20 protein-coding genes are annotated in these 21,526 nt (G+C 49.2%); 10 read left to right on the top strand and 10 right to left on the bottom strand.

The annotated features are described in order from the left end of the window. The 6 genes from EA408_04030 to EA408_04055 all read left to right on the top strand — a co-directional run. Positions 1-723: T9SS C-terminal target domain-containing protein (locus tag EA408_04030; protein ID TVR73721.1), on the top strand; the 723-nt coding region annotated here is incomplete at its 5' end. 183 nt (positions 724-906) lie between these two features. Next, complete coding sequence (locus EA408_04035; GenBank protein TVR73722.1) at positions 907-1,290, top strand: co-chaperone GroES; 384 nt, start codon at positions 907-909, stop codon at positions 1,288-1,290. 51 nt (positions 1,291-1,341) lie between these two features. Beyond that, positions 1,342-2,220: an FAA hydrolase family protein gene (locus tag EA408_04040; protein ID TVR73723.1), complete on the top strand. Its 879-nt coding sequence runs from the start codon at positions 1,342-1,344 to the stop codon at positions 2,218-2,220. Between the two features lie 65 nt (positions 2,221-2,285). After that, complete coding sequence (locus EA408_04045; GenBank protein ID TVR73724.1) at positions 2,286-3,074, top strand: SDR family oxidoreductase; 789 nt, start codon at positions 2,286-2,288, stop codon at positions 3,072-3,074. 61 nt (positions 3,075-3,135) lie between these two features. After that, complete coding sequence (locus EA408_04050) at positions 3,136-4,860, top strand: sodium:alanine symporter family protein (protein ID TVR73725.1); 1,725 nt, start codon at positions 3,136-3,138, stop codon at positions 4,858-4,860. Between the two features lie 313 nt (positions 4,861-5,173). Beyond that, positions 5,174-5,899, top strand: a complete 726-nt coding sequence (locus EA408_04055; GenBank protein TVR73726.1) for a nucleotidyltransferase family protein — start codon at positions 5,174-5,176, stop codon at positions 5,897-5,899. A 94-nt stretch (positions 5,900-5,993) separates the two neighbouring features. On the opposite strand, the gene EA408_04060 is transcribed toward EA408_04055, so the two are convergent. From EA408_04060 to EA408_04090, 7 genes are all read right to left on the bottom strand, one after another. Beyond that, the gene (locus tag EA408_04060; protein ID TVR73727.1) at positions 5,994-6,503 is read right to left on the bottom strand and encodes a 3'-5' exonuclease; all 510 of its coding nucleotides are present in this window, start codon (positions 6,501-6,503) and stop codon (positions 5,994-5,996) included. 98 nt (positions 6,504-6,601) lie between these two features. Beyond that, positions 6,602-7,483 (bottom strand): bile acid:sodium symporter family protein, encoded by an 882-nt coding sequence (locus EA408_04065; protein ID TVR73728.1) that lies wholly within the window; start codon positions 7,481-7,483, stop codon positions 6,602-6,604. A gap of 182 nt (positions 7,484-7,665) precedes the next feature. After that, positions 7,666-8,559: a DUF4382 domain-containing protein gene (locus tag EA408_04070; protein ID TVR73729.1), complete on the bottom strand. Its 894-nt coding sequence runs from the start codon at positions 8,557-8,559 to the stop codon at positions 7,666-7,668. A gap of 81 nt (positions 8,560-8,640) precedes the next feature. Continuing rightward, positions 8,641-9,786 carry a hypothetical protein gene (locus EA408_04075; GenBank protein ID TVR73730.1) on the bottom strand — a complete coding sequence of 382 codons (1,146 nt, stop codon included), beginning with the start codon at positions 9,784-9,786 and terminating at the stop codon, positions 8,641-8,643. A gap of 2 nt (positions 9,787-9,788) precedes the next feature. Next, positions 9,789-10,334 carry a sigma-70 family RNA polymerase sigma factor gene (locus EA408_04080; protein ID TVR73731.1) on the bottom strand — a complete coding sequence of 182 codons (546 nt, stop codon included), beginning with the start codon at positions 10,332-10,334 and terminating at the stop codon, positions 9,789-9,791. A 4-nt stretch (positions 10,335-10,338) separates the two neighbouring features. After that, complete coding sequence (locus tag EA408_04085; protein TVR73732.1) at positions 10,339-10,983, bottom strand: hypothetical protein; 645 nt, start codon at positions 10,981-10,983, stop codon at positions 10,339-10,341. 127 nt (positions 10,984-11,110) lie between these two features. Then, positions 11,111-12,097, bottom strand: a complete 987-nt coding sequence (locus EA408_04090) for an NAD-dependent epimerase/dehydratase family protein (protein TVR73733.1) — start codon at positions 12,095-12,097, stop codon at positions 11,111-11,113. A gap of 279 nt (positions 12,098-12,376) precedes the next feature. Here EA408_04090 and EA408_04095 point away from each other — a divergent pair, with 279 nt between their 5' ends. Together EA408_04095 and EA408_04100 are read left to right on the top strand one after the other, a co-directional pair. Continuing rightward, complete coding sequence (locus EA408_04095) at positions 12,377-13,372, top strand: sugar phosphate isomerase/epimerase (protein TVR73734.1); 996 nt, start codon at positions 12,377-12,379, stop codon at positions 13,370-13,372. After that, on the top strand, positions 13,373-14,782 hold the full coding sequence (locus EA408_04100) for a gfo/Idh/MocA family oxidoreductase (protein TVR73735.1): 1,410 nt from the start codon (positions 13,373-13,375) through the stop codon (positions 14,780-14,782). Between the two features lie 114 nt (positions 14,783-14,896). On the opposite strand, the gene EA408_04105 is transcribed toward EA408_04100, so the two are convergent. From EA408_04105 to EA408_04115, 3 genes are all read right to left on the bottom strand, one after another. Further along, positions 14,897-16,489 (bottom strand): hypothetical protein, encoded by a 1,593-nt coding sequence (locus EA408_04105; protein ID TVR73736.1) that lies wholly within the window; start codon positions 16,487-16,489, stop codon positions 14,897-14,899. A 152-nt stretch (positions 16,490-16,641) separates the two neighbouring features. Continuing rightward, positions 16,642-18,153, bottom strand: a complete 1,512-nt coding sequence (locus tag EA408_04110) for a DUF4976 domain-containing protein (protein ID TVR73737.1) — start codon at positions 18,151-18,153, stop codon at positions 16,642-16,644. Between the two features lie 125 nt (positions 18,154-18,278). Further along, positions 18,279-19,331 carry a 2-hydroxyacid dehydrogenase gene (locus tag EA408_04115; protein ID TVR73738.1) on the bottom strand — a complete coding sequence of 351 codons (1,053 nt, stop codon included), beginning with the start codon at positions 19,329-19,331 and terminating at the stop codon, positions 18,279-18,281. A gap of 58 nt (positions 19,332-19,389) precedes the next feature. Here EA408_04115 and EA408_04120 point away from each other — a divergent pair, with 58 nt between their 5' ends. Together EA408_04120 and EA408_04125 are read left to right on the top strand one after the other, a co-directional pair. Continuing rightward, a complete protein-coding gene (locus EA408_04120; protein ID TVR73739.1) occupies positions 19,390-20,757 on the top strand; it encodes an NAD-dependent succinate-semialdehyde dehydrogenase in 1,368 nt (455 codons plus the stop codon). 135 nt (positions 20,758-20,892) lie between these two features. Further along, positions 20,893-21,444, top strand: coding sequence for an energy transducer TonB (locus tag EA408_04125; GenBank protein ID TVR73740.1), 552 nt, complete (start codon positions 20,893-20,895; stop codon positions 21,442-21,444). The last annotated feature ends 82 nt before the right edge of the window (positions 21,445-21,526 follow it).

Raw genomic sequence — 21,526 nt, forward strand, 5'->3', positions numbered from 1 at the left:
GTTCCTGAGGCCGAAGAGGACCCGCTTCCTGAAACGGTTGTTGACATTATTGTCGGCAGCGACGATCATGAGACTTTGGCCGCAGCAGTGACTGCAGCAGATCTTGTTGAGACGTTGCAGGGTGAGGGGCCGTTCACGGTATTTGCACCCACCGATGCAGCCTTTGCTGCGCTGCCTGATGGCTTACTGGATGATTTACTGGCTGATCCCAGTGGTGATCTTACCGACATTCTTCTTTACCATGTTGTTGGGGCTAAGGCTATGTCAACTGATCTTAGCGATGGCCAGGAGATTACGACAGTCTTCGGAGCCGACATCGTTGTTACGATCAACCAGGACGGTGTCTTTATCAACGATGCCCAGGTGACGGTAGCTGACCTTGAGGCTCAGAACGGTGTTGTACATGTTATTGATGCAGTACTTGTTCCTGAAGTAACCAGTGCTGAGCGTATTATTGAGTTCAGGCAAATGGATGCAACGATCTATCCGAATCCTGCCAGGGAATATGTAAATATTAGTTTCCAGCTGAATGATATGCAGAATGTTACAATGGAAATTTACTCCATTACCGGAGAAAAGATTTCCGATACAAACCTGGGTATGCTGCCTGCCGGTGACAATACCATCAGCAAATCAGTTTCCGACTTCCGTACCGGGTCTTATATTGTAAGGCTCAGAGCTAATACAGAGAGTGTGGTGCTGAGGCTGCAGGTTGTTAACTAAGTAACTGGAATGTCCTAACTTTTAAAGGGAGGCTGCCTGTGAGGGGCAACCTCCCTTTTTATCTGATAAGCATGATCGATTACTTCGAGGGCAAGTCTAAACGGACACCGCAGTGTAAATAACAAAGTTTTTTTACCTTTGACCTGATTACAGGATTTTATGAACAAATAACCGAACAGGGTAATGTCTTTTTTTCTCGATAACCAGGATTCTGATAAGTTTATTGTGATTGGTGACCGGGTGCTGCTTAAACCAAAGAGTCCTCAGCAGAAAACCAGGTCAGGGCTTTTTCTTCCCCCGGGGTTTGAAGATAAGCAGAAGGTCGGATGCGGCTATGTGATCAAGTCCGGTCCGGGTTACCCTATCCCATCCTTACCGGAGATACAGGAGCCCTGGAAGAAAAGTGAAGAAAAGCAGAACTATTTTCCGCTCCAGGTAAAACCTGGTGATCTTGCGGTTTTCCTGCAGGAGAGTTCATATCTGATTGAGTTCAATAAGGAAAAGTATGTTATAGTACCTCATTCTGGTATTCTCATGCTGATAAGAGACGAGGATCTCCTTGAATAATAAATGGATTTGCCGGCAGTAATATGCCCGGATGACAATATTTGGTCTTTTATGAAGATAGCTTCAGTGCATACAGGCGGTAAGGGACAGGCCGCCATTATTTATCCGGAAGGCGCATTGACTGTATCGGCAATAACAGCCCATACCGGGTCAAGCTGGAAAACTAATCTTTTGCAGATTATTAAAAGTGGCCAGCTTGATGATATTGTTAGCTGGTTTATAAAGGATAAGGGTAAAACGGCTGCCAGGCTGCACGATAAGATCATTCCTTTTGCAGATATCAGGTACCTTCCATTATACAGGAAACCATCAAAGATCATAGGAGTAGGACTGAATTACCCTGACCATATTGTTAACCTTTCAGAGAAGCAGCCGGAGCATTTTCCCGGGACCTTCATGAAGCCGGATACGTCAGTAATTGGTTACGGAGATACTATCAGCATCCCGGGGATGTCGGACCGGACAACTGCCGAAGCCGAACTTGGGATTATTATTGGCAGGAAGGCCAAAAATGTTCCCAGGGAAAACTGGTCTGATGTGGTTGCCGGCTTTACATGTATTGTTGATGTGACAGCAGAGGATATCCTGGTGCTGAATCCCAGGTTTCTCACACTTGCCAAAGGCTTCGACAGTTTCTTCAGCTTCGGCCCCTTCCTGGTTACACCCGATGAGGTTCTTCCATTGGGCAGTCAGCGTATATCAACTGTTTTGAATGGAAATGTTGTAGCGGAAAACATAGTTTCAAATATGGTTTTTCCCCCTGATCAGCTTGTTTCTGTTTATTCCTCGGTGTTCACATTAATGCCGGGTGATATTATATCCACAGGAACACCAGGTGCCGCGGTTATTAATGATGGCGATGCGGTGGAGGCCAAGATAGATGGTTTCAGTGCATTGAAGAATTATGTAGTTGACGAAAAAAAGAGATAATATTCATAACTCGGCAGGTTTGGGATTGTACGTTCCGATGAAGTTCTGAAAAAAAACAATTAGAAATGGACCTTAGGCTGAATAAAAAGAGGATCCTGGTTACTGGTGCCAGCAAGGGAATAGGCCTTGCATGTACCTCGGTGCTTGCTGCAGAGGGGGCTGATCTGATAATTTCATCCCGCTCAGAGGACAATCTGCTATCAGCTGTTGGCAGCATTGATAAAAACGGGGGAGAATTACTGACTTTTGCTGCCGATGTATCATGCACGGAGGATATTGATGCTCTTGTGGAGTTTGTAACAGCCCGTTTCGGGTATATTGACGGACTGTTGATAAATGCCGGCGGTCCTCCGCTTGGTTCAGCTCTCGGGCACAGCGATGAAACCTGGATGGAGGCTGTCAATACACTTCTTATGTCAGTTGTCAGGCTGACCAGGATATTCATTCCGATAATGAGGGAGCGGAGGTTCGGGCGGATCATAAATATATCTTCAACTGGCGTCAAGCAGCCCATCCAGGGGCTTGTGCTGAGCAATTCCATACGCCAGGCGGCAGGTGCCTATCTTAAGACACTATCTGCTGAAGTGGCGGCCGATAATGTCTTAATCAATACGCTCCTCCCAGGGGCTACCGAAACTGAGCGGCTTGCTTCGCTGCACAGCAGGATTGCAGAGAATTCAGGAAAAAGCATTGATGAGGTTATAGCCGGGCGGAAGGCAACCATCCCTGCCGGCAGATTTGGCGACCCTGTTAATATTGCTTCACTTGCAGCCTTCCTTTTGTCCGACAGAAATGGCTATATCACAGGTCAAAGCATTGCAGTTGACGGCGGGCTGGTCAACTTCCCACTATGACATGCCTTGCCGGTAATGCATAAACAAAAAAATATTATTTTAGCGGCAAAATAATTCCGACATGCAAAAGATTAATGACTTTCTTCTGGTTATCGACAGTTATATAGGCGGCGGTCCCTGGTTTGTCTATCTTCTCCTTTTTACGGGTATTTTTTTCACACTCTACCTGTGGTTCCCGCAAGTAAGGTATTTCAGGCACTCGATAAGGGTGGTTACCGGAAGATATGACAGGTCGACTGATGTGGGCGATACTTCCCATTTCCAGGCATTGACGACAGCCCTTTCGGGGACTGTGGGGACAGGGAATATTGCCGGTGTTGCGCTGGCTATCCATCTTGGAGGTCCTGCAGCGCTATTCTGGATGCTGGTAACCGGGATGTTCGGGATGACCCTTAAGCTGGTTGAGGTTACCATTTCCCACAAGTACCGGGAACTTGACAGTGAAGGCCGTATTGCTGGCGGCCCGATGTACTATATGAAAAAGAGGCTAAACATTACATTGCCAAATAAAAAGGTACTGAACATTGGGGCATGGATGGGAGCCTTTTTTGCCGGCGCCACAATCCTTTCTTCGATCGGGACAGGAAACATGCCCCAGATAAACAGCATTTCCAATGCCATGTATGCCACTTTTGGCATTCCGCATATAGTAGTTGGAGGTGTGCTTGCAGTTTTACTTGCATTTGTGATACTCGGAGGGATAAAGCGGATAGCACAGGTCACTTCGAGACTTGTGCCCGCAATGGCTTTTGTATATATACTGGGAGCGCTTGCAGTGCTTCTTTACAACTACGACAATATTATACCATCGGTAGTTTCAATATTCTCTGATGTGTTTACCGGCAGCGCTGCAACCGGAGGATTCCTGGGGGCATCAATTGCCTACGCCTTCAACAGGGGGGTGAACAGGGGACTTTTCTCAAATGAGGCAGGCCAGGGATCGGCTCCTATTGCCCATTCAGCCGCACGTGCACACGAACCTGTTTCAGAAGGGATAGTAGCGCTCCTTGAACCTTTTATTGACACGATTTGTATCTGTACGCTGACGGGCCTTGTTCTGTTGTCGTCGGGTGTATGGCATGACAAGGTACATAATGACTTCCAGCGCGCCGACATGCGTATATTGGCTGAGTACTTCGATGAATCTGATGAGGGTGATGTGGAAAATCTGTTCAGGGTTCTGGATGGCCGCCAGCCTGTGCCGGCCTTCTCCGGCAGCCTTGAAATAGTAGACGGCAGGATTGTGCAGAAGCAGGAGAGGGAAATTACTTTGGTTCATTCACGCTCTATAGCTGAAGATGTTACAGTAACTGTAGACGGAGTTCCCTACTCGGGAAGCCTGCCTGTCATCAACGGAAATATCCAGGAGATCGGTCCCACGGTAAGACTTAGCGGACGGTCGCTGATACACAGTGCCCCGCTTACAGCTGAGGCATATACCAGGAGTTTTTTCGGAGGATTCGGGCAGTACATTGTTTCGATCGGGCTGCTGTTGTTTGCTTTCAGCACGGCCATATCATGGTCATATTACGGCGACAGGGCGGTTACCTATCTGGCAGGTTCGAAATATGTTATATATTACAGGATAGTATATGTGCTGCTCTTTTTTGTTGCGGCATTTACCGATACAACTATCATTTGGACGCTCTCTTATATCACCATTGCATTTATGACCATTCCCAACCTGATTGGGTTGCTGTTGTTGCACAAGGAGATAAAAGCTACCATAAAAGAGTACTGGGTAACCTTCAAGGAGGAACACCCGGGTGAAAAGGCCCCCGAATAGCCAGTAATCATTCCTGGTACGAAAAAATAATCAGCGACTGTAAAACTGGGGGGAGATAATTTCCGGATATGGCCTTGAAAGCATGTGAAAAGAAGAAAGGCAGGAGGAAAGGTGATAATCATAAGGAGGATAAAAAGTCTCCTGTGAAACATGTTTGTTCCAAATGCGGACTGATGGCTGCCAAAAAGAAACATCTCTGCAAACCATCAAAACTGAAGTAGGACTTCCGGCTGGCCATGCCATTCCGGACCTGTACTCTGCGGTCATCTGCTAAGGTTGCATCATATTAAAGGGCTTGTTTTATATTTGCTTTATGAAGGCGATGATCTATACGGGCGGGCTTGAAAGCAGTATGAAGCCGCAAAGCTCCGGCAGACCCAGGGCTCTAATCGAGATAAACAGGGAGCCGCTCCTTGGCATGCTTCTCAGGAGGTTGGCAGATAAGGGATTCGACGAGATCATTGTTAATGTACATCATTTTGCCAGGCAAATTTATGAATTTATAAGCCTGAAGGATTTCGGGGATATCCGGATAGAATTGTCCGATGAGACTGACCTGGTGCTGGATTCCGGAGGGGGCCTCAAAAAGGTGGCGAGGTTCTTTGATGATGCCCGGCCTTTCCTGCTATATTACCTTGAGGTACTGAGCGAAACCGACCCGGCCCTGATGTATGAGAATCATTTGCGGTCAGGAGCTCTTGTAACCCTGCTGGTAAGGGAGCGTGAAAGCTCCAGGTACATGCTGTTTGATGATAATATGAGGCTCTGCGGGTGGCAGAACACCGAAACGGGGGAAGAGGTAATATTCGCTGACCACAGGGGAAACCTGAAAAAGTATGCATTCAGCAGGATACAGGTATTAAGTCCGGCAATATTCAACCTGATGCCCTGTAAAGATGTCTTCTCACTGGTCGATATTTACCTGCAACTTGCACGCAGGCACCTTATCAGGGGGTATATCGACAACGAATCGATATGGATGGACCTTGCACGTGCAGAAGGGGTTATCGAGGCAGAGAAGCTGTTCAGGAAGAACTGACCGGGATGATCTCCGTTTTGATAGTTCTGCCGGGGTGACGGTGCAGAGGCATGTCTTCTGCCGGTGTTCGGGACCCGATCTTTCCGGGACTGCACTATGGAATACCCGTGTAGCCGTTATTGATCAACTTTTCAAAAAGTCTGGCTGTTGCCAGGGCGTCACCCATTGCCCTGTGCCGGTTTTCTAGACTGATATCAAGTGCCCGGCAAAGCTTCCCCAGGCTGTAGGATCTGTGTCCGGGTATTATCCTGCGGCTAAGCCTCACGGTACAAAGCTTTTCACGCTGGTAGCTGTAGCCCAGTTGCCGGAATTCCTCCTTTACAAAGCCAAAGTCGAACGATACATTATGTGCAACAAATATCCTGCCCTCAGTGAGTTCAACAATTTTACGGGCCACCTCAAAGAACCTTGGGGCGCCTGCAACCATCCCGTTGCTGATGCCGGTCATTCGGGTTATGAATGCCGGAATCTCCCGTTCGGGATTGATCAGGGTTGAAAACTGTCCGGTTACTCCTGTACCATCATGGTTTATAACGGCGATCTCGGTTATTTTGTCCCTTAAAGGGCTTCCTCCTGTTGTCTCGATATCAATAATGCTGTACATAGTGCTACAGTCTCCCGGTTGTTTGATATTCTATGCCCGCAGCACAGGCACAAGCCCGGATAGTGTCAAACGTTTGTCATGGTGCTGCCGGTACCGCCTCAGCCTGGCGCCTCCACTTTTTTTAATCCAAGGTTAGCCCATGCAATTATAAATCCGGCCGTCATGAACATGATAAGGCTGTAAAGGGCGGGCGAGATGGCCATTACATCATTGCCGATAAGTATGCTGGCAATGGTAATGCCGAGTGTGCCGTTCTGTATCCCCGACTCGACCGATATGGTTATGCTCTGGGAAGTGTTGAGCTTAAGTATCCTGGCAGACATAAAGCCTATCAGAAGCATGACTACGTTCAGTGAAAGAGCGACCGGCCCAAGATCCCTGAATGAACTGATTATGATAGCCCTGTTTTCCAGTATCACTCCAAAAATTATAATAAACAGGAGCAGACCTGAAATGATCTTGACAGGTTTGTTCATCTTTTCGGAAAACCTGACGGCTTTGGATCTGATGATCATGCCAATGCTTACAGGTACCAGGGTTATCAGGGTGAGACTGATAATGGTCCGGAATACAGGCAGCGGTATATACTCACCCTGTTGCATGAAGTATGCCAGTGCCAGGTTTACAATAAGCGGGATAGTAATGACAGCCACAAGGCTTGATATAGCCGTTAATGTTATTGACAGGGCGGTATCTCCCCTGGAAATATGGCTTATGAGGTTGGAGGTGGGACCTCCCGGACAGGCGGCGAGTATCATTATACCGACGGCAAGTTCAGGGCTCTCCAGATTGAAAATAAGCAACAGCAGGAACCCCACAACCGGTAGAACAACAAGCTGGTTAATTAAGCCGATTGTCGCTGCCTTTGGATACAAGGCAACCCTTTTAAAGTCAAAAGGTACCAGGGAGAGTCCCATTCCCAGCATAATGACTGCCAGTGAGAGGGGGAGCATAATGTCTGTCAGGTAGTTGGTTTCCATATGCTAACGGTTTTGGTTCCGGATTGCGGACTTTTCACCGCAGTTCCTTTATGTTACAAAACGTGCAATATAGCAAGTTCAACCCAACTACGGTTGCTCAGGTTGACATTTTTGACAGGTTTGTTGATAAAAAAAGCGGGCCCTTCGGCCCGCCTCCTCTAAATTAATTGTTTGACGCTGTTTTAAAGCTCTTCAATATCGATCTGTACACTGGTTGTTTTATTGCTTTCAACCAGGATATCCTCAACGATACCCAGTACCTCATCGAACTCTCCTTCTGTTGTTGCAACAACCACCAGGTCATATGTACCCGGTGCAAGATAGGCCAGGTGATAAGCTCCCTCGCCATCAACCATGTCGCTTGTAACTGCATTGGGGAACCTGGGCTCTTCTGCTGCCGGCTCGTCAGCTTCTGAGGCTTCATATGTGCCTTCCTCATAGGCGTAGATAACAATTCCCTTTTCATCAGGTATATGCGAAACGCCACCAGCGATCTGACCTGCCTGGTTATCCACAATAAGCCTGATTGTTGGTTTCAGCAGGTACATTCCGCTGGCTCCAGCCTTCACAACAGATTTTCTTACATCAAAATCAGCCGTGACATCCACTTCGCCGTTTGAAGGTACAGTAAACTGCCCCACAGCTTTGTAGCCAGTCTGTGAACCACTGGGCACAAACAGATTTTCTGTTGAACCGTCTTCAAATTCAAGGTAGCAGCCCGGGGTGGATTGCGGCCCCATTCCAAAAACGGGGGCATCGAGCATAAACCTTAATTGTGTATAGGTTCCGGCTTCAAGCTCAAAACTACCCAGTAGTTCGGAATTTCCTCTTTGCAGGTCGAGCAGGTTAAAGTTCATTGGCCCTTCGAAGTCTTCAAAGACCTGCCAGTCGTTTTCTGATGTGTGATAATGCACCCCGGATACAGTAATGAAAACTCCCGAGATGCCGTCAGTGTCTATAGGAGCATCGGTTATTGACAGGTTAATAGTTCCCTTTGTCCCTCCCTCTTTTTCACACGCAGTGAAAATAAACAGCGGTAATATCGCTGCAGTCATAAATAATACTAGTCGTTTCATGGTATATTGGTTTATGTTAATAAATATGTTTCTGTCTGTAAGACGGGGCCGGGAAGCAAAAGGTTGGAAACTGCGAAAAAACTATCTGGAGTTATATCGTAATGACATGGTCAGATTTACTGACATATTGCGGGTACTGTTGAGGTAATATGGTACTATTTCATTTCCGGCGAATATGTTTCTGATGCCGATTTTTGAATTTATTCCCAGGGTGGCGGACAGTCTCCCGCTCACCGGGTGTTCATATTCATAACCCGTTAAAATTCCGTAGTCGATATTATTGTAATCCTCTTTCAGGGACAATAGTTCCCCGCCAAGATCCTGTCTTGCATCACGGAGCAGACCACTATAACCTCCGAGTATGATCCAGTGCTTTCCATTGGTGCCATTTCCGGCAAAGGTCCATTTTCCCGAAAGGGAGAGCCTGCTGTAATCGAATTGCATACTGTTCGTAATATATTTCCCGTACAGGTATTCATTGTAATCCTGCCTGGCAAGTGAGATGAAGCTAAATTCTGCCTGGAGGGCGAACCTGCCGGTTATCTCAACACCTGTGACAATACCCAGATTGTACCCGAATGATGGCAGAGAGGCTGTAAACTCATCCGGTCTCAGGCCCATCACTGTTTTGTTGTTCAGCAACCAGGTATTGGCCAGGTGTCCGGAGAAACCGCCCCAGAAACGAATGGCTTCAATGCCCGGTTCCGTGACAGCGTACATTTCCCCGGAAGGGAAAACATTAACTTCAGCAAGCAGAAAATCTGTTTCAGATCTGGGTATATAACCTGGTAAAGGCCCTGCCGGAAATAATCTGACCTCCTCCCGGTCCGGTCGGAGCTCTTGCGTTGCAGTCACCACCATTGTTTCAGGATGTATGACCTGCCTGGCAGCAGGAAATGGCAGGGGTGTCATGAACGGGACCCTTATTGCCGGATCTCCTGTTGAATATTCGGGTGCGGTATGCCAGGTGTGCAGCCGGCCCCGGACAGCGGCCGGATCGTTTGAGAGAAAAAACAGGAACGCACCTATCCCTATAAGGGCGACCAGTGATGCAGCAGCAGCCATCGCATAAATATACCTGGTCCTGCCACGGGAGGAGAGTTCATTTTCTACTGATGACCACACCGTGTCAATATCAAGCTCGTCCTGAATCGCCTCCCATACCTCCCCGGGTGGCTCCTCGCCGGCTGATTCAAATATGTTTTTATACCAGTTCAGGAAGTCCATGGCTATAAGTTCATGTTCCCTAAAAATCCCATAAGCAGCTTCCTTGCCCTGTTAAACTGTGACTTGGAAGTGCCTTCGGTTATTTCAAGCTTTTCTGCGATCTCTTTGTGTGTATATCCGTCAACTGCATAGAGGCTGAAGATTAGTCTGGCTCCCTCCGGCAGACGTTGTACCTGTTGCATTATCTCTTTGTACCCCATCATTTTAAGCGCATGGTTCTGTATGTGGAGACTGTTGTCTGCCGGCTCTGAATCGATATATTCATAGGACCTCTTTCTTTTTCTGATATGATCGATGGCTGTGTTTACCACTATTCTTCTGATCCAGCCCTCAAGGGATCCGTCTTGTTTATACTGTGCGATGTTTCTGAATACCTTGATGAAAGATTCCTGCAGTATGTCCTGCGCCATGGGTCGTTCTCCGGCGTACCCCAGGCATATACCGTACATTTTTTTGGCAAAATGTCTGTAAAGCACCTCCTGAGCCCGCCTGTCGTTCCTGCGGCAGGAGGCTATAACCTCGTCTTCTACAAATGGCAATTCTGTCATACGATCAGTCAAATATCACCCTGAAAGATCTTTCAAGCCTGCTGGCCATATTGTTGAAAAGGCCGGTGTTCAGCTGTGATGATATCAGCACCGTCCCTTCTGTGATCTGAAGCGAATCAAGTCCGCCCGGAGGTGACTGGAAACTGATGAACCGAAACACCTCCCCTGCATCCACACTTATCGTGGCAACGCTCATTTTATCTTTTCTCAGCACGATACTGTTATGCTGCTCCCCCGGCTCTGCCCTGATCCTTATGCGGTCTCTGAGATTATATTCAAACCTGAGCGGTATATTGTCGGTCTGACCTTTTACGATCTCACCTTCAAGGACCATGGGGATGCCGTTATCTCCGCCTATTTCAAGGATTATTTCAATCCGGTTGTATACCCCCTGGGGGATATCGAATGTCAGTTCATGGCTGGTCTCGCCCGTATCAAGGTTTATCGTGACAGGTTCCGGGAAGTTGGTCCCGAAAAAGACATCTTTCCCTTCATCTCTGCGTCCTTCAAATTCGATTGATGAAATTACAAGTAATCCCCTGTCAATTTGTAATCTGCCGGCAGGTATGACAGGGGGCCGAACGCTTTTCAGGTTATTTCCCTCTTCGTGAGGCACCATTTCAAAAGTGAACTGCACGGGAGCAGGCAAGGTGAGTTCATCCTTGGTGCAGGATTGTAACACCAGTAAAAAGATGACCGGAAGCAAGGTTATACTCCTTCGCATTTATCGGCGGTTTTTATATTGATATGCATTGTTACTGTTTGTATAACGTAAATTATTCAACAAAGGTTGGAATTTGGTCAAACCAATTGATAGCTTCTTTGATGGCTGTCTTTACCGGGGTTTGCGGTAACCCCAGCTGATCGATCGCTTTTATTCCTGAATAGAAATTGCAGGTGCAGAGTATTCTCATGTTTGTAAGGCTTAACTCTGTATTTATCCCTGCAAGCCGTGCCATGCTGCCTGCAAGGCCTGCAAGGTAAAGGAGAGGCCGGGGTATGGTAACAAGCACCTGGCGTCTCTTTGAAACTTCCTCCATGGTCTTGTAGAACTCCCTGTAGGTCATGTTCTCATTTGCCAGGATGTAGCTCTCACCGTCTTTCCCCCGGCTTATAGCATTGCAGATACCGGTTGCCGCATCTTTCACATGTATGAAATTTTTCCCTCCGGGGGGAATTAGCAGGACCTTCCTTCCGAGCGCCCTGAGTATTATCCGGTTGGAGCTGATCTTATTGTCGTTGGGGCCGATCATGAATGTAGGGCAGACCACAGTAATGGAGACACCTGTCCCTTTCAGACTTTCAATTGCAGTGTCCCGGGCCTCTGCTTTGCTCAGGGCGTATGGAGAGGATGTGAAGGGAGGTTTCATCGGTTTTTCCTCGTTACCGGGCCGCTCCCTGGATCCGTGACCGAACACGTTGGCAGTACTCACAAGTACCACTTTTTTAACCTTGTGCTGCAGCGATGCCTGCACAATATTGGTGGTGCCGCCGGTATTAACTTTGCGGTATATGCTTTTGCGGGCTATCGACTGATCTGTTACCGCCGCAATATGGATAACCGTTTCGCATCCACTGACCGCTTCGAAAACATCTTCCGGAGATGTTAGATTGCCGTAGAACGGGGTGAACCTGTCGTGATCTGGTACTGGTGATGCCGTTTTCCTCAGCATGCCCCTCACATTTGCACCCCGCTCAAGAAGCTCTGCAATTGTGTTGGCAGCAAGGAAACCATTTGCACCGGTTACAAGTACTGTTGACATTCCGGTTTTTTTGTTGTTTGGTCAGCTTCTTCCTGACCCTGGTTTTTTTCTGTGAGGATATGTGTTGGCGTAAAATTAAAAAACTTATGCCATAATATGACTGTTACTATTATTGTTGAGCTATCTAATTGATAGTTAGGATTGTCATGGTCCGGTCAACGGTGCTTTAAGCTGGATCGGAAATGAAAAACCAGTAAAATTTATGGTATATTGATAATAAAACCTAAATTTGAGAGCAGCACCAACAAATAAACCAAAAACCAAAAAAATAGAATTATTATGGCCAGACCAGTAACTTTATTCAGCGGACAGTGGGCCGACCTGCCCATTGAGACAATGTGTCAGAAAACAAAAGAGTTCGGTTATGATGGTATTGAGCTGGGATGCTGGGGAGATCACATGGAGATCGACAAGGCTGACCAGGCATACTGTGACAATCGCCTGAAGATCCTTAAAAAGTATGACCTGCAGTTGTATACTATTTCAACACACCTTGCAAGTCAGGCTGTGTGCGATATACCTGATCAGAGGCATAAGGCGATACTGCCATCATATATCTGGGGTGACGGTGATCCTGAGGGGATAAGGCAGAGGGCTGCAAAGGAGATGGTGAAAACGGCTGAAGCGGCCAAAAGGCTTGGTATTGAGAATGTCGTCGGTTTTACCGGCAGTTCGATATGGCATCTTCTGTATTCTTTCCCGGCCGTGCCAAAAGAGATGATCGATGCAGGCTACAAGGATTTTGCCGACCGTTGGGGACCCATCTTTGACGAGTATAAACGGCTTGGCATAAAATACTGTCTCGAGGTCCATCCGACTGAGATTGCGTTTGACATTGAAACATCAAGGAGGGCACTTGAGGCAGTGGATAATCACCCTGCTTTCGGATTCAATTATGATCCCAGCCATCTTGGATACCAGGGAGTAGACTATGTTAAGTTTATTTATGAGTTTGCCGACAAGATATTCCATGTTCATATGAAGGATGTTCACTGGAATGATTTTCCGGGTGACATCGGTGTTTTTGGAGGTCATACGGAGTTTGGCGATAACCGGCGTTTCTGGAATTTCCGCAGTATCGGCCGCGGGAGGATCGATTTTGAAAGTGTTATCCGGGCACTGAACGATATCGGTTATGATGGCCCTCTTTCTGTTGAATGGGAAGACAGCGGGATGGACAGGGAGCATGGGGCAGAAGAGTCCTGCGAATTTGTAAAGGCTGTGGATTTCAAACCTTCAGCCCAGGCGTTTGATGATGTGATGAAAAGTGAGTAGATGAAGACCAGCCGCAGAGATTTTATCAGGCTGACCGGACTTGCAGGGGCCGGCCTTGCAGGTGCCGGTTTTGCCGGTTGTACTGACCGTCAGGTTCAGGAGGCTCCTTTCAGGATGACCCATAACCAGGTTTTCAATATGTCGGGATATGCAGCACCCCGGCTTGAGACCGTACGAGTGGGGCTTATAGGTGTGGGCAGCCGGGGATTTGGCGCGTTGAGACGACATGTAAGGATAGAGGGTTTGCAGATTACTGCACTGGCTGATCTTGACCCGGCCAGGGTTAACCGCGGACGTGAGTTTGTAAGGGACCACGGCCATGATCCGGCGGTTTATTCCGGGAGCGAGGATGCCTGGAAAGGGCTTTGCGAGCGTGATGATGTTGACCTGGTCTATATCTGCACTCCCTGGCACCTACATACTCCCAATTCTGTCTATGCCATGGAGAACGGCAAGCACGCGGCAACAGAGATTCCTGCAGCTCAGACCATGGATGAGTGCTGGCAGCTTGTTGAGACATCAGAGAGGACCCGCAGGCACTGCATAATGCTTGAGAACGTTTGCTACGATTTCTTTGAGATGATGACACTTAATATGGCCAGGCAGGGTTTCTTTGGTGAGATTATTCATGGCGAAGGTGCTTACATTCATGATCTTATGGATATGAACTTCTCAAAAACCGCCTATGCCAACATGTGGCGCCTGGAGGAGAACTCCCGCCGCAACGGCAGCCTTTACCCGATGCACGGACTTGGTTCGGTAGCCCAGATAATGGATGTCAACTACGGCGACAGGATGGATTATCTTGTCTCTCTCTCAAGTAATGATTTTATGATGGGCAGGCGTGCAGAGGAGCTTGCTACAGAGGATGAGTTCTGGCAGGATTATGCAGGCAGGGATTACCGGGGTAACATTAACACCACGCTTATCAAGACCAGCAATGGCCGGTCAATTATGATCCAGCATGATGTTTCTTCGCCACGTCCTTATACACGTATTCACCTGATAAGCGGCACAAAAGGGATTGCCCGCAAATGGCCCTCCCCGGCGAGGATTGCGACAAGCCATCACGGCTGGTTGCCAGATGAGGAGTTCAGGAAACTGGAGGAGCAGTACACCCCTGAAATCACGAAAAGGGTAGGGGAGATGGCCCGCCAGGTTGGCGGCCATGGCGGTATGGATACGCTGATGGACTGGCGCCTGATCGACTGCCTGCGCAACGGGTTGCCGCTCGATATGGATGTGTATGATGCCGCTGCATGGAGCAGTATAATACCTCTGAGTGAATGGTCGGTTGCCAACCGCTCAATGCCGGTTGACATACCCGATTTCACAGCCGGTGCCTGGAAGACCAACAAGCCGCTGATGGATATAAACCTTGAAAAGGGCGGGAATACCCTGCTTATATAGATCTTTTCTGTGACCTGGCATTAGGGCAGGTGACCCTGCATCAGGGCAGATCCCTGCTGAAGGCACGTGCCAATTTGGAAAATGCCCGGGGTCCTGAAAGTGCATCGACGGTGTTTAATGGAGGTCGCTCCATGGTGTTATCAGTTCGTTGCCAATTATCAGCTCCAGGATAGCTGAGTGAAGCAATGGCCCGGTTTCGGGCCCGAGTGAGTTTATCTCTCCGTAAGGGCGGCTCTCATATCCGTATGTATAGGGAGGTTCTGTATCCCACTGGCTTTTTGGGATTATATATCCTATCATGTCATTCGACAGTCCCGTTATGAACTTGTAGCGGCCTGGCATCACCTGCCTTAGCGGAGGCACCTCGACCGGGCCGGTATCAAAGTCACTGTTCTCAGGCGCCTCGATGCCCCCGTCGGCTATCTCGGGGTACAATTCACCCGGGTGATGCAGGAAATCTGCCGGCCCCAGTTGCCAGAACGCGATCTCGGAACGGAACTGCATCCACCCTGTAAGCCCCCTGTTGAATAATCCGATGGCGGCTCCAAGCCTGAACAGCCTGTTGTCGAGCGGCAGGTTTATAGACCTTGCCCTCAGGGATATTCCGCCCCGGTCGATTTCGGTTGCATCGGGCCCGCTGAGCGCCGATATGGTCATCTGTGCCAGTGACAGTCCCTGCGCACGCACCTTTTCGAACGAAGGCTCATAATAGACAGTGTCTGTAAAGGGGCATTCAATTCCCACTGAAGGTGAAGTGGTCATCAGTCCCCCGATATTCCCGGTAACAAACATGGCAACACCACCCAGTCCGCTTGTCACGAGGGAATCGCCATGCCATACCCCTCTCTCGATACCCTCCCTCAGATAGTGCGGAAAGTCGGAGGTGATCATCAGGTTCCGGCTCCATATCGTCTCAGGGTGGTTGTCCCATTGCACCAGCGTGCCCAGGGTTTCGCCCGTTTCAGCATCGAGCGACTGCATGATACGCAGTTCGGGGTTAATCACCCAGGGCTTTCGCGTATCGGTTATCTGTGAAGCCGCACTTTCGCTGTCGGTGGCAAACCTGAACCTTGAGGGCCTGAGGTTTGATACGGCTTCGGCTATTGCCTCAGCGCTGCGGCTTTTGACATACTCCATGTAGCCGGGGTCAACCCCCGATTTAAAGGTCCCGGGTCCCCACAGTCCCATCAGGTCGGGGGCCGAGTGGGTATGGCTGCTTGAGACTATGGCATAGTCAATGCCCAGCTCTGCGGGCAGGCTTTTCCTGATATCGATCACATCGCATCCGAACATCCCGATCGCATCGAGCGCCACCCATGCAAGCCTTGTATGTCCGTCATCCAGTACCATTACCCGTGCCCACAGGTCATCGTAAACTCCCTTTGCCGGTTTGCTGTTGCTGAATCCGGCCATCCACACCGCGTCAAAACGGCCTGTACCGGTAACATCCACGAAAGTGTCGCCCTCATCAGGGTTATACCTTGCATTACCCTTTACGTCGGTCCAGGTATCAACAACCTCCGGGGTTATGGTACGGGCAGCGAACCCGGCCATGAGGGTTCCCGGCGGAGGGGCTTCCACATCGATGTCAATCGAATAACCGCGGTGCCGGTCTCTCATGTTGTAAAAGGCGATCAGGAGAAGCACGATGATCAGCGCAAGCAGGATAAGTGCCGCGTATTTGAGTATTTTAAGAAACAGCTTCATAATTTGCTTTTAGGCTCATTTACAGTCGTATTGTGGTATATATCGCCACGCCGGCGAAATCATCAAACAGTACTAACAGGCACCAACCGGTACCCAAAAACAGCAACAGACTTTTAACCAGTACTGACCGGAAAGTGACCGGACTGTTACTGCTACCTGTAATGCCTTGACGGGGCGCTCATCTCGACCGTGTCGCCTTCCGCCACGCGGGTCTTTTCCAGCTCCTTCTTCAGAAAGCTTACCAGGTCTGAGTATTCCGGGTCGGGGTAGACGCTGTGCATCTCATCCGGATCCCTCTCCAGGTCGAACAGTTCCCATTCATCAAGAGTATAATAATGTATCAGCTTGTAGCGGTCGCAGCGGATCCCGTAATGGGGTTTCACCATATGCCAGTCGGGGTAAGCATAATAATGATAGTAGGCATACTCCCTCCACTCTTCAGGATCATCCCCCTTCAGAAGCGGCAGCATGCTGAGGCCCTGTATGTCGCCCGGTATGGGCAGCCCGGCCATATCGAGGAAGGTGGCTGCAAAGTCGATGTTCTGCACAATATGTGAATTGCGGGAACCGGGTCCGGTAACTCCCGGCCATCTTGCTATAAAGGGCATCCTGAGTGACTCCTCGTACATCCACCTCTTGTCGTACCAGCCATGGTCGCCAAGGAAAAAGCCCTGATCTGAGCTGTATATAACAATGGTATTCTCTGCCAGTCCGCTCTCCTCCAGGTAGTCCAGCAGACGACCTATCTCCTTGTCCATCGATGTAACCGACCGTAGAAAATCCTTTACGTACCTCTGGTATTTCCACAGTGCAAGTTCATCGCCCTGCAGGTTTGCCTTTTCGAAGGCTTCATTTTCCGGGCCGTAGGCCTCCATAAACCTGGCAAGCTGCTCATCGTTCAGATAATCGGGCGGTATCAGTTTCAGATCCCTTTCGTTCATGTGCCGTGCTATCTCCATCTCCTGCATGGTCGCTGCGGTGGATCTGTTAGAATAATCATCGAAGAAATTGGTGGGCACCGGCAGGTCAATATCCTTGTAAAGCTCATATTCATCAGGTCCCGGCACCCATTCTCGGTGGGGTGTCTTATGGGAGTAGGCCATGAAGAAAGGCTGTGAGCCGTTGCGGTTCGCATCCAGCCATTCGATGGCCCTGTCGGTTATCAGCGTGGCGGTGTATCCTGTTTCAGGCTCCATGGTACCTTCGCTTGTGCCGAAAATGGGATTGTAATAGGTGCCCTGCTGACCCCACTGGGTCAGTATTGCCCAATCGTCAAAGCCGGTCGGATCTGAGAACAGGTGCCACTTGCCTATCCAGGCAGTTTTATAACCGCCCTCCTGCAACAGTTTGGGGAAGGTCTGCTGGGATCCGTCAAAGATGGTATCGTTGCGCAGCATGCCGTTGAAATGGCTGTGCTTGCCCGTTAGTATGGCAGCCCGGCTGGGCCCGCAGATGGAGTTGGTGCAAAAGACGTTCTCGAAAAGCATTCCCTCAGCGGCCAGCCTGTCGAGCGCCGGGGTTATTACATGCTTGTGAAGCTCAGGGTTATTGTTTTTGGGTCCGTAGGCGCCGATTGCATGTGTTGCATGGTCATCGCTGAAGATAAAGATGATATTTGGCCTCTCTTCAGGTTGCTCGCCTCCCGGCTGGCACGCGGCAAACATTGCCGGCAGCGTAATGATTAAATGTCTGGAGTACTTCATGGTCTAAAGGTTAGTTGGTTTTTATGATAATGCATGTTGTTTGCCGGATACCGGCGGGATCCATGCCGGCCGGCTGTGCAGTCATCTCAGAAACATTGCTCCCCCTTGTTTTTCAGACACTCCGCCGGCGATTTAAGGCATCTGTAGCACAGCTCATTATCCTGAACTTTCCCTTCTGTGAAATCCTTGATATTGTTCATGGTTGTTTCGGCAATATTGTGCATTGCCTCCCTTGTGAAGAAGCCCTGGTGCGAAGTTATGATTACATTGTTGAAGGTAAGCAGCCTTGCGAGTATATCGTCGGTCAGGACCCTGTTGGAAAGATCCTCAAAGAAATACTCAGCTTCCTCTTCATAAACATCAAGCCCGGCGCTCCCCACCTTTCCGTTTTTCAGCCCCCATATCAGGTCGGCCGTGCGTATCAGCTTGCCCCTCCCGGTATTGATTATCATGACACCATCTTTCATGATCTCGATTGTGTTCCTGTTGATCATGTATTCGGTCTCTTTTGTAAGCGGGCAGTTGAGCGAGATTATATCGGAGCTCCTGTACAGTTCGTCAAGCGGAACATACCTGAAGTTATTCTCCTTTGCAGCCTTCCTGTCAGGGTAAGGGTCGTAAGCCAGCACGTCCATGCCGAACCCAAGCAATATTCTGATCAGCGCCCTCCCTATCTTGCCAGTTCCGACGACGCCCGCTTTTTTACGGTACATGTCAAAGCCCATTAGTCCCCCAAGTGAGAAGTTGGCATCCCTTGTCCTCCAGTAAGCCCTGTGGATTTTACGGTTGAGTGACAGCATAAGCGCCACGGTATGCTCGGCAATTGCATTGGGTGAATAGGCCGGTACCCTTACCACATGTATCTTTTTGTATGCAGCCTTGAAATCGACGTTGTTGTATCCCGCACATCTCAGTGCTATCAGCTTTATACCGCATGAATGAAGCCTCTCAATTACTTCAGCAGATACAACATCGTTTACGAAAACGCATACCACATCATAACCTTCGGCCAGCATGGCATTGTCGGCAGTAATATTGAACTTGTGATACTTGATCTCGTAACCGAAATCCCTGTTCAGCTCATCAAACATGTCCCTGTCATAGGGTTTTGTATCGAAAAAGGCGATCTTTGTACTCATATTGAATGGTTATTTATCAATGTTAAAAATAGTAATAAACTGACAAAAACCGGCAGATATGCAGTTGAGAACAGTTAATCCGGCAACGGGAGAGCAGGTTGCCACCTATGAGCGGCATACACCCGGCGAGGCTGCCCGTATCATATCCCTTGTAACCAATGAACAGCATGATTGGGGGCTCACAGATTTCAGCCACAGGGCTGACCTGATGCTGAAGGTTGCAGAAAATCTCAGGCAAAATTCAGAAGAGTATGCCCGGTTGATCACCCTTGAGATGGGAAAGCCAATAGCTCAGTCGCTTGCAGAGGTTGAAAAATGCGCCGGTGTATGCGATCATTACGCAGAAAATAGCGGCAGGTACCTTGAACGCGAGTATGTTGAAGCCGGCGGAGCCGAAAGCTTTGTTGCCTTCAGTCCCCTTGGCGTGGTGCTTGCCGTCATGCCCTGGAACTTTCCTTTCTGGCAGGTGTTCAGGTTTGCAGCACCGGCATTAATGGCAGGAAACGGAGCGCTGCTCAAACATGCTTCAAATGTTACCGGGTCGGCACTGGCAATTGAAAACATCTTCAGGGAATCAGGATTGCCCCCCAACCTGTTCAGAACACTTAAGATCGGCAGCGACGCTGTAGGCCAGGTCATAGAAAACCCGCTTGTAAGCGCGGTAACTCTTACCGGCAGCGTCGGGGCAGGACGCGCGGTGGCTGCAAAGGCCGGGGCGGAACTGAAAAAGACCGTTCTTGAGCTTGGCGGGAGTGACCCGTATGTTATTCTTGAAGATGCCGATCTTGATAAAGCTGTTGAGGTGTGTGTCAACAGCAGGCTGATAAATGGAGGACAAAGCTGCATTGCTGCCAAGCGCTTTATTGTTGTCAGGCAGATGCTGGAGGAGTTCACGGAGCGTTTTACCGCGCTGATGGCTGCCAAAATGATGGGCGATCCCATGGATAAGAAGAAAGATATCGGCCCCATGGCATCAGTTGCGCTGAGGGATGAGCTTCACGGGCAGGTTGCCGCAAGCATTGACAAGGGTGCAAAATGCATTCTTGGAGGTACGGTGCCGGAGAAACCCGGGGCCTGGTACCCTCCAACTGTGTTAACGGGCGTCAAACCCGGTATGCCCGCGTATGACGAAGAGATATTCGGGCCGGTAGCGGCGATCATAGGCGCTGAAGATAAGCCCGGGGCCATCAGGATCGCCAATGATACGCAATTCGGACTCGGAGCCGCGGTATTTACGCGCGATACGGAAAAGGGCACATCCATTGCTGAAAAGGAGTTGAATGCCGGCTGCTGTTTTGTGAACGACATGGTAAGGTCGGATCCCCGCCTGCCTTTCGGCGGAATAAAACAGAGCGGTTACGGCAGGGAGCTTTCATATTTCGGCATCCGGGAGTTTGTCAATATCAAGGCGGTTTTTTCCGGCTGACCAACAACCATTTACAGATTATTTGAAGCAGATTTTTAGCCTTGCATCAGCAATACCTATGAAATTAGTTTGCGAACTATAAAAATAGTTGTATCTTTGACAAGGATCTGATTTGTCAAACTAAAATATCTTAAGATGCAACTATTCAAAAACAATGGAGTACGAAGGGCACTGATACTGTCACTGCTCGCTGCAACCGCAGTTTTTGCGGCCACCTGTACCAAGGAGATCCTGATGCAGCAGGATCCGCCCGGGCAACTGCAGGTTCCCCAGCTTGCACCCGGAAGTGACAATCTCTATTTTGTTGTTGAGCAGATGCCCTACTTCAAAGAAGAGGGTAAGGGTTATGACGGATTTCGAAAATTCATTGCTGAAAACATCCGTTACCCTGAGGAGGCCCGGGAACAGGGCATAGAGGGCAGGGTTTTCGTGCAGCTTACCGTAAAGGATGACGGAAGTGTAGGCAACGTAAATGTTGTAAGGGGAGCCGATCCTCTGCTTGACCGGGAAGCCGTGAGGGTGGTTGAGGCATCGCCGCGCTGGGTCCCCGGTATGCAGAATGGCAAACCGGTCAATGTCGTGTTCACCATGCCTGTAACCTTTTTGCTTCCCGGCGGGGAGCCTGATGAGGAAGTCTTAACTATGACTGTAACCTCCAGTCCGCCAAAAGGGGAGCCTGAGGAGTAATTCCCGGCCTGGCCAGGAGGCTGGCTTCCGTAAGTTGACAATGGCAGTTGATTAATCAAATTGCATTAACTTTGCTGTTAAA

Source organism: Marinilabiliales bacterium, from assembly GCA_007695015.1.
GTDB lineage: Bacteria > Bacteroidota > Bacteroidia > Bacteroidales > PUMT01 > PXAP01.